The organism is Fulvivirga ulvae (genome assembly GCF_021389975.1).
Classification (GTDB): domain Bacteria; phylum Bacteroidota; class Bacteroidia; order Cytophagales; family Cyclobacteriaceae; genus Fulvivirga; species Fulvivirga ulvae.
This window is the reverse complement of sequence record NZ_CP089981.1, coordinates 1,580,338-1,595,208: the sequence shown is the minus strand read 5'-3', so window position 1 is coordinate 1,595,208 and position 14,871 is coordinate 1,580,338. Positions and strand designations below refer to the sequence as shown.

At 42.5% G+C, this 14,871-nt stretch carries 10 protein-coding genes; 4 read left to right on the top strand and 6 right to left on the bottom strand.

The features are described from left to right. Positions 1–159 precede the first annotated feature (159 nt). Genes rimO through LVD17_RS06700 form a run of 3 tightly spaced genes read left to right on the top strand, consistent with a single transcriptional unit; the run spans position 160 to position 3,628 of the window. Positions 160–1,470: a 30S ribosomal protein S12 methylthiotransferase RimO gene (rimO, locus tag LVD17_RS06710; protein WP_233765614.1), complete on the top strand. Its 1,311-nt coding sequence runs from the start codon at positions 160–162 to the stop codon at positions 1,468–1,470. 36 nt (positions 1,471–1,506) lie between these two features. Then, positions 1,507–3,066, top strand: a complete 1,560-nt coding sequence (gene bshC, locus LVD17_RS06705; protein WP_233765613.1) for a bacillithiol biosynthesis cysteine-adding enzyme BshC — start codon at positions 1,507–1,509, stop codon at positions 3,064–3,066. Then, positions 3,059–3,628, top strand: a complete 570-nt coding sequence (locus LVD17_RS06700; RefSeq protein ID WP_255702565.1) for a 5-formyltetrahydrofolate cyclo-ligase — start codon at positions 3,059–3,061, stop codon at positions 3,626–3,628. The genes bshC and LVD17_RS06700 overlap by 8 nt, the downstream gene beginning before the upstream one ends. On the opposite strand, the gene LVD17_RS06695 is transcribed toward LVD17_RS06700, so the two are convergent. From LVD17_RS06695 to LVD17_RS06670, 6 genes are all read right to left on the bottom strand, one after another. Continuing rightward, positions 3,629–4,090 (bottom strand): 3-oxoacyl-ACP synthase, encoded by a 462-nt coding sequence (locus tag LVD17_RS06695; RefSeq protein WP_233765611.1) that lies wholly within the window; start codon positions 4,088–4,090, stop codon positions 3,629–3,631. Positions 4,091–4,170: 80 nt separating this feature from the next. Then, complete coding sequence (locus LVD17_RS06690) at positions 4,171–5,637, bottom strand: glutamate synthase subunit beta (protein WP_233765610.1); 1,467 nt, start codon at positions 5,635–5,637, stop codon at positions 4,171–4,173. A 1-nt stretch (position 5,638) separates the two neighbouring features. Next, complete coding sequence (gltB, locus tag LVD17_RS06685) at positions 5,639–10,156, bottom strand: glutamate synthase large subunit (protein WP_233765609.1); 4,518 nt, start codon at positions 10,154–10,156, stop codon at positions 5,639–5,641. A gap of 220 nt (positions 10,157–10,376) precedes the next feature. Next, positions 10,377–11,075, bottom strand: coding sequence for a tRNA (5-methylaminomethyl-2-thiouridine)(34)-methyltransferase MnmC2 (mnmC2, locus tag LVD17_RS06680; protein WP_233765608.1), 699 nt, complete (start codon positions 11,073–11,075; stop codon positions 10,377–10,379). Beyond that, positions 11,075–11,554, bottom strand: coding sequence for a 2-C-methyl-D-erythritol 2,4-cyclodiphosphate synthase (ispF, locus tag LVD17_RS06675; RefSeq protein WP_233765607.1), 480 nt, complete (start codon positions 11,552–11,554; stop codon positions 11,075–11,077). Before ispF ends, mnmC2 begins: the two co-directional genes overlap by 1 nt. Positions 11,555–11,559: 5 nt before the next feature. Then, on the bottom strand, positions 11,560–12,810 hold the full coding sequence (locus LVD17_RS06670) for a M16 family metallopeptidase (RefSeq protein ID WP_233765606.1): 1,251 nt from the start codon (positions 12,808–12,810) through the stop codon (positions 11,560–11,562). 80 nt (positions 12,811–12,890) lie between these two features. Between LVD17_RS06670 and LVD17_RS06665 the strand changes: the two genes are divergently transcribed. Beyond that, the gene (locus tag LVD17_RS06665; RefSeq protein WP_233765605.1) at positions 12,891–14,870 is read left to right on the top strand and encodes an alpha-ketoacid dehydrogenase subunit alpha/beta; all 1,980 of its coding nucleotides are present in this window, start codon (positions 12,891–12,893) and stop codon (positions 14,868–14,870) included. The last annotated feature ends 1 nt before the right edge of the window (position 14,871 follow it).

Genomic DNA, 14,871 nt, shown 5'->3' with positions numbered 1-14,871 from the left:
CTGAAGGTGAAATGATCATAAACTTTAGGTAATCAAAGGCGTGCCATAGTTGATTATCTGAGAGCAGCAGGCCTATGTATTTTTGTGGTACAATACAATTACTTTCGCATTACCATTCACTTTTGCTAATTTTGCAGTCACTTTTAAATATTAAGTAATTTGAAAACCAAGGGAAGAAAGAAGGATAAGGTAAATATAGTAACACTCGGGTGCTCCAAAAATCTGGTAGACTCTGAAGTGATGCTTACCCAACTTCGCGGGAATAAGGTAAATGCCAGTCATGAAGCGGAAAACGATGATGCTAATGTTATTATTGTAAACACCTGTGGCTTCATAGACAATGCTAAGCAGGAATCTATTGATACCATACTGCGATATGCCGATGCCAAAGAGGAAGGATTGATTGATAAGTTGTATGTAACAGGTTGCTTATCACAAAGGTATAAGGATGACCTTGAAAAGGAGATTCCTTTAGTTGATGCTTTCTTTGGTACTATGGAGCTGCCTATGCTCCTGAAGAAATTTAAAGCAGATTATAAGCATGAATTGGTGGGAGAAAGGATACTTACTACCTCCAATCATTATGCTTATGTAAAAATAGCTGAAGGGTGCGACAGACCATGTTCATTCTGTGCAATACCTATCATGCGGGGGAAGCATGTTTCCAAAACTATCGAACAGCTGGTTACCGAAGCTAAAAACCTTGCTAAAAATGGAACTAAGGAATTGTTGTTGATTGCTCAGGATTCAACATATTACGGGCTCGATATCTATGGAAAAAGAAACCTTGCAGATTTGCTCCGTCACTTATCGGATGTTGAAGGCATTGAATGGATCAGGCTGCATTATGCCTTTCCTACGGGTTTCCCTTTGGATGTGCTTGATGTTATGGCAGAGCGTGATAATATCTGCAACTATCTGGATATGCCTTTGCAACATGGCTCAACTCGCATATTAAAACATATGCGTAGAGGCACAACCCGTGAGAAGCAGGAAGAGTTGATACAAACCATAAGAGAAAAGGTGCCGGAAATAGCCCTGAGAACCACTCTAATAGCTGGATATCCGGGAGAAACTCAGGAAGATTTTGACGAAATGCTGGGATTCGTGGAAAGGTCTCGGTTTGACCGGCTCGGTATCTTTACCTATTCGCACGAAGAAAATACCCACGCATATAATTTTACAGACGATGTTCCTCAACAAGTGAAACAAGAAAGGGCAAATGCCGTAATGGAAGTACAGGAAAAGATTTCTTATGAGCTGAATGAGGAGAAAATAGGTAAGACTTTCAAAGTACTTATTGACAGAAAAGAAGGAGGACAGTTCATAGGAAGAACGGAATTCGACTCACCTGAAGTGGATAACGAAGTTATTATTGAGGAACAGTCAAAACATTTAAGGCTGGGAGATTTTGTAAATGTTAAGATCAATGATGCTACAGAATTCGATTTGTATGGTGAAGTCATTTGACCGTTACTGTAAAAAGTGACCTCTTAACTTACCGATATGAACCTGACTAAAGTTGATTACAAGGATACCCATCAATTTTCATCACTATTCCTCGATTATATCCATGGAAAAGATCAGCTTAGGGAATTTTATGGACAGCGGCCGGCAATAGACTCGTTTAAAGAGCAGATTGCAACAAAAAATTTTTCTCCTGAAAGCAGAAAGATCCTTTGTCAGGTTTTGGAGGATCAATATCAGGGTATAGAGCTCTCCGGAGCAACACGCCAGAGTCTGGACTTGCTTACAGACCCCAATACATTCACTATTACCACAGGTCATCAACTCAATATTTTTACAGGTCCGCTTTACTTCATCTACAAAATTGTAACAGTTATTAATATTTGTAAGCAGTTGAAGGCTGTTTATCCTGAAAAAAACTTTGTACCTGTATACTGGATGGCTTCTGAAGATCATGACTTTGATGAGATCAGCTATTTCCGGTTAAACGGCAAGAAACATCATTGGGAAACAGATCAGACCGGTGCTGTAGGGCGGTTTAACCCGGGAGAGTTGAAGGAGATTGTTAATGCAGTTCCAGGAATGCCTGAATTTTTCAGAGAAGCTTACCTAGGACACAAAACCTTGGCAGACGCAGTCCGGTACTATGTGAATGAACTCTTTGGACAATACGGCCTCATTGCCATCGACGGTGACAATCATGCTTTAAAGAAGTTGTTCCAGCCGGTGATTGAGGAGGACATTTTCAGAAATTCAACTAACGAATTGGTTGAAAGTCAGTCGAAAAAGCTTGATGAACTAGGCTACAAAACGCAGATTTACCCACGATCCATTAACTTTTTTTATCTGGAGGATGGGCTGAGAAATCGAATAGTAAAAGAAGAAGGAAAATTTAGGGTTTTGGACTCTGAGTTGGAATTTACAGAGGAGGAAATGAGGGCTCTTATCGATAGTCACCCCGAACGTTTCAGTCCAAATGTGGTTTTGAGGCCAGTTTATGAAGAATGTGTTTTACCAAACCTTGCCTATATAGGAGGCCCTGCAGAGGTGATCTATTGGCTGCAGCTCAAACCTGTTTTTGATCTCCATAAAATAGTATTCCCTATAGTGATGCCCCGAAGCTTTGCTTTGATAATGCCCAAAAATATTTCCGATAAATGGGAAAAGACTCATTTGGCTATAGAAGACTTGTTTTTAGATAAAGATGACCTCTATAAAAAGGCGGTAAAGGAACACTCTTCGCGTGACATTCATCTTAATGGGCAAATGGAGGAAATTCTTTCGCAATTTGAAAAAATAAAGGCCCAGGCAGCAGAAATAGACCCAACTTTAGCCCCTCATGTAGAGGCTCAGCAGGTTAAGACAAAAAGGAAGCTTGAAAATATTGAGAAAAAATTTGTAAGAGCTGAAAAAAGACACCAATCTGACAGGTTGAGACAGGTGGAAGCCGTGCTTGATGAGCTTTTCCCTAATGGTAGCCCCCAGGAGCGAGTAGATAATTTTCTTAATTTTTATCAGTCCGATCCCTCTTTTATTGAGCGATTAATTACTTATTTTGAGCCTTTCGATTACAGGTTCAATGTATTAGTTGATGGTTGATAAAAATACCTTAAGACAAGTGTATCTAGCGAAGAGGCTTACCCTAAGCCCTCCGGAGTATAATAAAAGAAACAGATTGCTTGCTGATAAGTTGATTGAGTACATAGATTTTGTTCAGGTCAGGTTTATGCATATTTTCCTTTCCATGACAGATAAATATGAAGTAGATACTTTCACCATAATAAGGATAGTGCGAGAGCTCAATCCGGATATAAAAATTGCTATCTGTAAAACTTTGCCTAAGGGGGAATTATCACATTACATTCTTAATGACAGAACCCGTATCGAGAAAAACAAATGGGGTATACCTGAACCTGTAGAAGGGGAGGCGGCAGATATAGAAGAGATAGACCTTGTGTTGGTTCCTCTGATTAGTTTTGATAAGCTGGGACATAGAATTGGTTACGGCAAGGGGTTTTATGACAGGTTTTTGAAAAAAGTGCCTCACGCAAAAAAAGTAGGACTTGCACTGACACCACCGCTGGATACCATAGAGTATTCGGATGAAATGGATGTGAAACTGGATGCCTGTGTAAGCCCTTTTGAAATCTACGAATTTTGATTACATCACTTTTTCAATGACGAATTTTCGTCCATTCAACTCAATACTTTCCTGAGCCTTCCTGTCCATTAATAATGTGCCGAGTGGTGATGAAGGCGCTATGGCAAAATAATCATTTCCGTCCAAGGTAATCTTACCCAGACCAATAGAAATATAGAAGTTACCATTATTGGTAAGTACGAGGCTGCCTGTCTGCACGGTGTCATAGCTTTTCCCCGGAATTATCCTGTCAATAATTTCCTTAAGTTTCCTGGCTTCAGACAACTGTACAGCATTATTTTCCATTTCCTGCTGCATCATTTCCCTTCCCGTTTCATATTTATCGCCTGCCGAACTTTTTGTCTCATCGTTGGCTGCCTCCTGCGCGGAATCCATGGCGTCTTTAGCGTTTTTTATTCGCTGGTCCACGAGTTCGTGGCACTTGTCATATAGTTGTTGTTTTAAACCTGTTTGAGGATTCATGTTTATTTGGTATCAATAATTTAAGATACCAAATAAACACAATTACAAGAAATTATTGTTTGCAGAGATCTCTATTTATTTCAATATGACATTACATTTAAAAAAGAGTCATCTTTTGAAGGCAGCCGGCTTTCACCCATGAGGTACTTATCCACAGCAATAGCAGCTTCTCTGCCTTCGGAAATGGCCCATACTACCAATGACTGACCTCTCCTGGCATCACCGGCAGCAAAGATATGTCCTACATTAGTTTGGTAATCTTTTGTATCTGCATTGCCCCGCGGATCTGTATTGATGCCAAAGGCTGTGAGCAATTTGTTTTCAGGAGCAAGAAAACCAATCGCCAGCAAGGCAAGTTGGCACGGTACTTCTCTTTCGGAGCCCGGTACCTCTTTGAAACCCTGTTTTCCGTTGTTATCTATACTCCACTCAATATCTATAAGCCTGGCCTTTTCTAATTGGCCTTGGCTGTTTCCAATAAATTCTTTCGTTAAAATGGCCCACTGTCTCTGGCCCCCTTCTTCGTGAGAAGAAGAGGTGCGCAGAGTCATTGGCCATAATGGCCAGGGGTCGTTTTCTGTTCTATTAGGAAACGGTTTACTTAAAAGTTCAATTTGTGTAACAGACCGGGCTCCCTGACGGTGAGAGGTCCCGATGCAGTCAGATCCTGTATCTCCACCACCAATGACCAACACGTCCTTATCTTTGGCAGAGATTTTCTTGTCGCAGAGCTCGTCACCAGCAACTTCCTTATTCTGCTGAGTGAGAAAATCCATGGCAAAATGTACCCCATCCAGTTCTCGTCCTGGAATAGGCAGGTCTCTCGGAAGAGTGGATCCCGCACAGATTACAACTGCATCATAATTTTCATTAATCTCTTCAGCAGGAATAGTGATACCTACATTGGCATTTACTTCAAACTTGATACCCTCGGCCTTCATAATCTCCAGCCTGCGATCGATCACCCACTTTTCAAGCTTAAAGTCAGGTATACCGTACCTTAGCAATCCACCAATTCGGTTTTCGCGCTCATAGACGGTTACCCAGTGCCCTGCTTTGTTGAGCTGGGCAGCTGCGGCCAGGCCCGCAGGGCCTGAGCCTATGACAGCTACTTTCTTGCCTGTCCGGCTTTTAGGGACATGGGGGGTGATATACCCTAATTCATAAGCCTTCTCGACAATGGTCTTTTCGATATGTTCTATAGCTACTGGAGGCTTATTGATGCCAAGCACGCAGCTGGCCTCACAGGGCGCCGGGCATATTCTGCCCGTGAACTCGGGGAAATTGTTGGTAGAAGAAAGAATTTGTATGGCTTCTTCCCATTGTTCACGGTAAACGGCATCATTAAATTCAGGAATGACATTGCCTAAAGGGCAACCATTATGACAAAACGGTACTCCGCAGTCCATACATCTGGCAGCCTGCTCATTGGTTTTCTTTTCAGGGAATTCATCATAGATCTCCTTGAAATCCTTGATCCGCTCCTGTGGAGGCCTCGATTGAGGCAATTCTCTGTTATATTGTAAAAATCCGTCCTTCTGTCCCATATTAAACTGCTACTTTTATCGAGTCCTTGTTTTTCATTAAAATGGCTTTGTAATCGTTAGGGATGACCTTCACAAACTGCCTGGAGGTCAATGGCCATTGCTTTAAAATATCAGCGGCAACATTACTTTCTGTATATTCTTTATGCTTTTTGAGCATATCTTTTACTTTTTCTTCATCTTCATTGTCAAGGGATTCCAAAGAAACCATCCCTTTGTTGCATAGTTCCTCAAATTGAGCGGTCGGGTCGAAAATATAAGCAATGCCACCACTCATACCCGCGGCGAAATTCTTTCCGGTTGGCCCAAGTATTACTACTCTACCTCCGGTCATATATTCGCAGGCATGGTCACCTACACCCTCAACTACGACCTCCACACCAGAATTTCTGACGCAAAAGCGTTCACCGGCCATACCTCTTATGTAGGCTTCCCCTTTGGTAGCTCCGTAAAAGGCAACGTTCCCGATAATAATATTTTCTTCCGCTTCAAATTTTGACTCCTTATCAGGATAGACGATTAATTTACCTCCACACATACCTTTGCCAAAATAATCGTTGGCCTCTCCTTCAAGCTCAAAAGTAGTGCCCGCAGTAAGGAATGCTCCAAAGCTTTGTCCGGCAGAACCTTTGAAGTTAAAATGTATCGTGTCCTCAGGTAAGCCTTCTCCTTTGTGTTTTTTACTTATTTCGTTGCTGAGCATGGCTCCCACTGAGCGGTTAGTGTTTTTTATGTCAAAGTTCTTAAAGATTTTCCTGCCATTTCCAATTGCCGGGCCTGCCGCATTTATAAGCTTCCAGTCGAGTACCTCATTCAGGTTGTGATCTTGCTCAAGCTGCTTGTAAGTGCCTACATGCTCTCCAATGGGCTCTTTATATAATATAGGTTTAAGATCCAGGTCTTTAAATTTCCAATGGTTAATCTCAGGCCTTATCCTCAAAACCTCCGTTTTCCCGACCATTTCGTCGATGGTTCGGAAGCCGAGCTGAGCCATAACCTGACGCAGGTCTTCGGCCAGAAAATTAAAGAAATTGACGACATGATCAGGGTCACCGGTGAATAGCTTCCTTAATTCAGGATCTTGAGTGGCAATGCCTACCGGACAAGTGTTAAGGTGGCATTTTCGCATCATGATACAGCCCTCTACCACCAGGGCCGCAGTGGATATGCCCCATTCCTCAGCGCCAAGTAAAGTGGCTATAGCCAAATCTTTACCTGTTCTGATCTGCCCGTCTGTCTGAACAACAATTCTGCTTCTCAGGTCATTCTTAACCAAAGTTTGGTGCACTTCAGCTAACCCCAACTCCCAGGGTAGTCCTGCATGGCGTATCGAGCTAAGTGGTGATGCTCCTGTCCCTCCGTCCGCTCCGGATATGAGTACCACATCGGCATTTGCCTTGGATACACCGGCGGCTACTGTACCAACTCCTGCTTCTGAAACCAGCTTCACATTAATGCGGGCCTCTCTGTTGGCATTTTTAAGGTCATAAATAAGTTGAGCCAGATCTTCTATCGAATAAATGTCATGGTGTGGTGGAGGTGAAATCAAGCCTACTCCGGGAGTAGAGTGCCGGACTCTTCCTATCCATTCGTCTACTTTATGGCCAGGAAGCTGTCCACCTTCGCCAGGCTTCGCACCCTGGGCCATTTTTATTTGAAGTTCATCCGCATTCGTAAGATAATAACTGGTAACTCCGAATCTTCCTGACGCTACCTGCTTAATAGCGGATCTTTCCCAATCTCCATTGGCTTTTCTTTCAAACCTCACCTCATCTTCACCGCCTTCTCCACTGTTACTTTTAGCGCCTATACGGTTCATAGCTATAGCCAGAGTGGAGTGGGCTTCATGGGAGATTGAGCCAAATGACATGGCGCCAGTGGCGAATCTCTTAAATATATTTTCTTTTGATTCTACCTCTTCAATAGGTACGGGAGTGGTGCTTTTAAACTCCAGCAGTCCACGAAGAGTGAGGGCGTGTCTGGTCTGGTCATTAATTTTTTCGGCATATTTTTTATAAAGCTCAAAGTTGTTGGTTCGGGTAGAGCGCTGTAACAGATGAATGGTTTCAGGGTTAAGCAAATGCTTCTCACCACGTCTTTTCCATTGATATATCCCGCCGGTTTCAAGCCGCATTCTTGTTTCGTCCAGCTTTCCAAAAGCTGCACTATGTCTTATAAGTACTTCTTTGGCCAAACCATCAAAATTGAGCCCCTCTATACGTGAAATGGTTCCTTTAAAGCATCTATCCACAACTTTTTTGCTGATGCCCAATGCCTCAAAAATTTGAGAAGACTGGTAAGATTGTAAGGTGCTGATTCCCATTTTGGAAAGTACCTTTAGTAATCCATATCCAATTGCCTTTTGATAGTTGACATAGGCCTGGTCCACATCAGTTTCTTTTTCAGGCAGGCCTTTTTGACAGAGCTCTTTTATAGACTCCAATGCCAGGTAAGGGTTTACAGCACTGGCTCCGTAGCCGATTGCAGTAGCAAAATGATGCGTTTCCCTGATGTCACCGGCTTCTAATATTAACCCTGCCTTGGTTCTGATCTTTTTCTCCACAAGGTCATGATGTACTGCACCTACAGCCATAAGGGAAGGTATGGGAGCATGGTTTTTGTCAATATTTCTGTCAGATATGATAATTACTTTTTTCCCGTCAGCAACGGCTTTTTCAGCTGCCATACAGATATTGTCCAGGCCTTCTTCGAGCCGGCCTGGCTTACCATCTGCAATAAATACCGAGTTTATTACCGCATAACTGAACCCAATGTTTTCAAGGTTTTTAAATTTTTGCAGGTCAGAGTTAAGCAAAACAGGCTGGGAAATGTGAATTTGCTTTGTATGCTCCGGCGTTTCCTCCAGAATGTTTAAGCTTTCTCCGACTCGTGTAAAGAGAGACATAACCATTCTCTCGCGAATAGGGTCAATCGGAGGATTACTTACCTGGGCAAAAAGCTGCTTGAAATAATTTGAAATATGCTGGCTTTGATCGGAAAGTACGGCCAGGGGCGTATCAGCTCCCATTGAGCCTACGGGTTCTGTTCCCGAGATAGCCATAGCGCCCAGAACAATTTTTAGCTCTTCTGAGGTGTATCCGAAGGCCTGCTGTTTAAGCAGGAGTTTTTCTTCATCATCGTGAGGTTCTATATTTGTTGGGGTTGGGATAAGCCTGAGCTTAACCCGATGTTCTTTAATCCAGTCTACATAAGGTTTGCGGCTCGTCACCCTGGCCTTTACCTCCTCATCGTATTCCACTTTCTTTTTGGTCAGATCGGCAATAAGCATTTTACCGGGCTGCATTCGCCCTTTGCTTATAATATCGGCTGGTGGTACGGGGAGTGCGCCAGCTTCTGAAGCTACTATGAGCCTGTCATCCCTGGTGATGTAATAGCGGGAAGGTCTTAGACCATTACGGTCTAAAGTAGCACCTATTACATTTCCATCTGTAAATACCAAGGCGGCGGGACCATCCCATGGCTCCATTAGCGAAGCATGATATTTATAAAAGGCTTTTCTTTCAGTGTCCATGAGGGTGTTATCTTCCCACGCTTCAGGAACCAGCATCATCATTACATGCGGTAGAGACCTGCCGCTAAGTACCAACATCTCGACCAGCGAATCAAAGTTGGCAGAGTCGCTATGAGTAGGGTCAGTTACGGGGAGAAGCATTTTCAACTCCTGATCGGTGAACAGATCGGACTTCATCATGGCTTCTTTCGATTTCATTTTGGTCACATTACCACGGATGGTATTGATCTCACCATTATGTGCTATATACCTGAAAGGCTGAGCCAGTTTCCAGTTTGGGAAGGTATTGGTTGAGAATCTTGAATGTACTATAGCCAATGCTGATGTTACGGATACATCCTGTAAATCCAGGTAATATGGCCTGAGTTGTTGAGTGGTAAGCTGGCCTTTATAAACTATTACTTTATGGGAAAGGCTGGCGACATAAAATTCGCTGTTGTTGCCTTTTACATTATGACCTATATAATGTGTGGTGTAGTTTCTTAGTACAAATAGTTTTCTCTCCAGCTGCTCTCCGGTTAAGCCTTCCTTATGCCTGACAAAGACCTGTTCAATTACAGGTTCTACTTTTTTCGATCCGGCGCCGGGTATGCTACGATCTACAGGTACAGGTCTGTATCCAAGAATTTCCAGCCCAAGAATATCAGTGTGACGTTCCAGCACTTCACGACAGTCTTCACGGACAGCTTTTCGGGAAGGAAAAAATATCATGCCCACACCATATGAACCAGGGGCAGGAATATTAAACCCAAGTTCACTACATTTTACCTCAAGGTATTCATGTGGGATTTGAATTAAAATACCAGCACCATCACCTGTATCAGGGTCACATCCGGTTCCTCCCCGGTGTTCCATGTTTTCAAGCATGTTAATGGCATCCTGAACGATCCTGTAATCCTTAGTGCCATTGATGTTTGCGATACATCCGATTCCACATGAGTCATGTTCAAGCTCGGGGGTATACAACCCACGCTTTAGTTGATTCTTCATTAGCATAAATTGGTTTGAAAAGTTCTTTCAGGTAGGGCACAATACCAGAATTGAAATCAATATAATGAAAAATGTTTAATGTAATGAAGAATTAACTATGAAATATGGCAATTTTAGAGTCTTATTATTGTGATATTTTTAACAATTTCCGGCTTTTCATTGAAAATACAGAAATAGGAATCGTTTGCAGAAGCTGATCCAACGAAAAATTAAAATTTTATTATTTGGTGGCGCGTACCATTTCCTTCTTACCAGGAGGGCCTTTCAGAGTTTCAACTTTTAAATAAAGCGACTGTAGGTCTCTTTTTAACTGACCTTTAGCGCAATAAGTAACAAAAACGCCCAGAGGTTCCATAGATTGGGCTATAAGAGACAAGATCTTTAAGTCCCAAAGTTCTGCTTGTTTATTAGGAGCAAAGGCATCAAAGTAAATAACATCAAAGGTGCTAACAGGTATTTCATGTTCTTCGAGCTTACTCTGTATCTTGTGAAGAGTAAAAAAGGGGTGGATGGCAATGTCATTATGCCATGGGGCATTGTGAATGGCCTCAAACCATGACCTGGCCTCGGGTGCCTCGAGATAGCTAGTGTAGTTAAGTTGTTTGACCAAATCATAATCAACAGGGAAAGCTTCAATAGACGTAAAATGGATATGGACCTGGTATTTAATGGCAAACTCGGCAGTTAACAATGCATTTAATCCTGTACCAAGCCCTACCTCAAAAATATGGATAGCTTTAAGTCCCTGACTCATTCGGTGTTTTAACCCCATTTCAATGAAAACATGCCGGGACTCTTGTACGGCTCCGTGAAAGGAGTGATAGGTCTCATTGAGTTTAGGAACATACAAAGAATGGGATCCATCATCAGTGGTAATGAGCCTTATTTTGTTCTCATTATTTTCGGCTTCCATTGCCATCAGACTTTGGTAATAAGTACTGTGGCAAAAGCAGCTACTCCTTCTTCCTTCCCTACAAATCCAAGTTTTTCAGTGGTTGTAGCTTTTATGGAAAGATCTTCCTCGTCAATTTCCATAACAGCACCCAGGCATTTTTTCATTTCCGGAATGTAAGGATTGACCTTTGGTTGCTGAAGACATATAGTTGAATCAATGTTTCCAACTTCCCATCCTTTGTTACGGATCAGTTGTATCACCTCTTTAAGAAGGATTTTGCTGTCTATGCCCTTAAATTTCGGGTCGGTATCTGAAAAGTGAAATCCGATATCACGCATATTGGCAGCCCCCAATAGGGCATCACAGATAACATGGATGAGTACATCTGCATCTGAGTGTCCAACTGCTCCTTTAATATGCGCTATTTTAATACCTCCCAACCAAAATTCTGATCCTTCCTTTAGTTGGTGAACGTCATATCCAAACCCAGTCCTTATTTTCATGCGCTTTATATCTTTTCTTTTTGCTTTGATTTATAATGAAGTACAGAGCAGTTTGTAGATGCAAGTATTTCCTTTGCTCTTTTATTAATTTGCTCCACACTGACTTGTTGGATTTTCAAAGTTTCTTCATTCACCAGACTGGTATCACCAGAGAGAGTAGCTATGGCAAGGTTCATGGCCCTGTTCAAGACCTCAACCTCAGACATCACGTGGCTGGCTTCCGCCTGGTTTTTGACTTTTTCAAGCTCTTTTTCCGTAGTGCCGGAAGCTACGAATTCGTCTATAATAGCTTGGACTTCCTCTTCCGCCCTTTCAATATTAATGCCCGAAGAGACTTTTCCATTTATAATGAGAAGACCAGGATCGAGTGAGCCAGTAATAGATGCACCAATTGAACTGAAAATCTCATTTTCTTTAACCAGTCTTTCATAAAGGCGCGATGATGATCCTCTGCCAAGAATGTCGCTGATAAGGTCAGCAGTGTGGTAGCCGTCCTCAAACTTGCCTGGAATGTGAAATGCCATATGAAGGGCATCGGTGGGAACTTCAGCTATAATTTCCATAAAGCGCTTTTCCTGTTGCAGTGGCTCCCGGGGTAAGTCTCTTCTGTAATCGTAACCCCGCGGAATAGGGCCAAACCATTTTTCAGATAAGCGCTTCACCTCGTCAAAATCTACTTTTCCGGCAACAACCAGAATAGCTTGGTTAGGTACATAGTGCTTGTTGAAGAAAGCCTTAACATCATCCATTGTGGCATTTTCAATATGGCTTATCTCTTTTCCGATAGTAGGCCACCGGTAGGGATGCTTTTTGTATACCAAAGGCCTGAATTTCAACCATAAATCGCCATAGGGCTGGTTAAGGTATCGCTGTTTAAACTCTTCAATAACTACTTTGCGTTGAACCTCCAGTACTCTAGGCTCAAAGGACAGGCTCAGCATGCGGTCCGATTCCAGCCAAAACCCTGTTTCCAGATTTTGGGCAGGCAATGTCATATAATAGTTAGTGATATCAGTACTTGTAAAGGCGTTATTTTCACCACCGGCAAGCTGCAGCGCTTCGTCATAGTTTGCGATATTTTGAGAGCCTCCGAACATAAGGTGCTCAAAGAGATGAGCAAATCCGGTTTTCTCAGGATGTTCGTCTCTCGAGCCCACATCATAGAGAATGTTTAAAACAGCTACCTGAACAGCGGGGTCTTCATGAACAATAACCCTTAGGCCATTTTCGAGTGTAAAGCTTTTGAATTCTATCATTGTGCAAGACAAAAATAAAAATATCGCATCATTTTGCAGATATTACCAATGCTTTAATTTTGTTGACTAAATTTTAAAATATGCACTTTGACAGGAAGAATTATTCTGATAAAATTTTAAAAGAGCTTTATGAAGCTTTATTGAGGCCTCGAATGATAGAAGAAAAGATGCTGATCCTTCTCAGACAGGGCAAAATTAGCAAATGGTTTTCGGGAATTGGACAGGAAGCCATTTCGATAGGCGCTGCCAAAGCTCTTGCAAATGATGAATACATTCTCCCTATGCACCGTAACCTGGGCGTTTTTACTTCAAGAGATGTTCCATATAACCGTCTTTTTGCCCAGTTTCAAGGGAAGCTGTCCGGATTTACCAATGGCCGGGATCGCTCTTTTCATTTTGGAACCAATGATTATCATATCGTAGGAATGATCTCTCATTTAGGCCCGCAACTGGCGGTTGCTGATGGCATTGCCCTGGCAAACCAACTTACAAAACAGAAAAAAGCAACCTTGGTTTTTACCGGAGATGGAGGGGCGAGTGAAGGCGATTTTCATGAGGCACTTAACGTAGCCGCTGTTTGGGACCTGCCTGTTATTTTTGTTATAGAAAATAATGGATACGGATTGTCGACACCCAGCAACGAGCAGTTCAGGTTTAAGAGCTTTATAGATAAAGGGCCAGGGTATGGCATTGATGCCGTAAAGGTTGATGGCAATAATGTGTTAGAGGTTTATGATACCATCAAACAATTAGCTGAGAATTTACGAAGAAATCCCCATCCCGTAATTGTAGAAGCTATGACCTTTAGAATGAGAGGACATGAGGAGGCCTCCGGAACAAAATATGTTCCTAAAGAATTGATGGATAAGTGGGCCAAGAAAGACCCTCTTGATAATTATGAGCAGTATCTCCTCAAAGAAAAGGTGATCACTGAAGCTGACATCAAAAAGTACAGGAAAGCCATACAAAAAAATATCGATAGCGGGCTGGAAATGGCTTACGCCGAAGATACTCCGGTGGCCACTACTGAGCGGGAGCTTTCAGACATGTATGCCCCTTTCACCCAGGAAGTAATACTACCATTAGCTGAGGCAAAAAGCACAAAGCGATATGTTGATGCTATTTCTGATGGCCTCAGGCAGAGTCTGGAGAAATATCCTGAGCTGATTGTTATGGGGCAGGATATAGCTGAATATGGAGGTGTATTTAAAATAACAGAGGGTTTTGTAGACACATTTGGAAAGGAAAGAATCCGGAATACACCGCTATGCGAGTCCGCTATAATAGGCATTGGCCTGGGTATGTCCATTAAAAAGCAAAAATCTGTTGTAGAGATGCAGTTTGCTGATTTTGTTACTTGCGGCTTTAACCAAATTGTTAATAATCTTGCTAAATCGCATTACCGCTGGGGGCAGAATGCTGATGTTGTGGTGCGCATGCCTACTGGTGCCGGTGTTGCTGCAGGGCCTTTTCACAGCCAGTCTAATGAAGCCTGGTTTTTCCATACTCCGGGACTGAAAATAGTTTACCCTTCAAACCCGGCAGATGCCAAGGGCTTGCTATGTGCCGCTATTGAAGACCCTAACCCCGTTATCTACTTTGAGCATAAGCTTTTGTACAGGTCTCTTAGCGAAGATATTCATGATGACTACTATACAATTGAAATTGGTAAGGCCAATCTGGTAGAGGAGGGTACGGACCTTTCTATCATTACCTATGGTATGGGCGTACACTGGGCAAAAGAGGTAATGCAAACTTTGCCTGAGCTTTCTGCTGATATTCTGGATCTGAGGTCGCTATTGCCATGGGATAAAGCAGCGGTAGAGGCTACTGTAAAGAAAACCAACCGTGTGCTAATCTTGCATGAGGACTGCATGACCGGAGGAATTGGTGGTGAAATTAGTGCATGGATAAGTGAAAATTGTTTCCGTTATCTTGATGCCCCTGTTTTAAGAGAAGCTAGCTTAGATACGGCAGTTCCGTTTTCTCCGACCCTCGAACAAAATTTTTTACCAAAGGGCAGGCTAAAGCAAAAAATTAAGGATTTGGTGGAATTTTAAT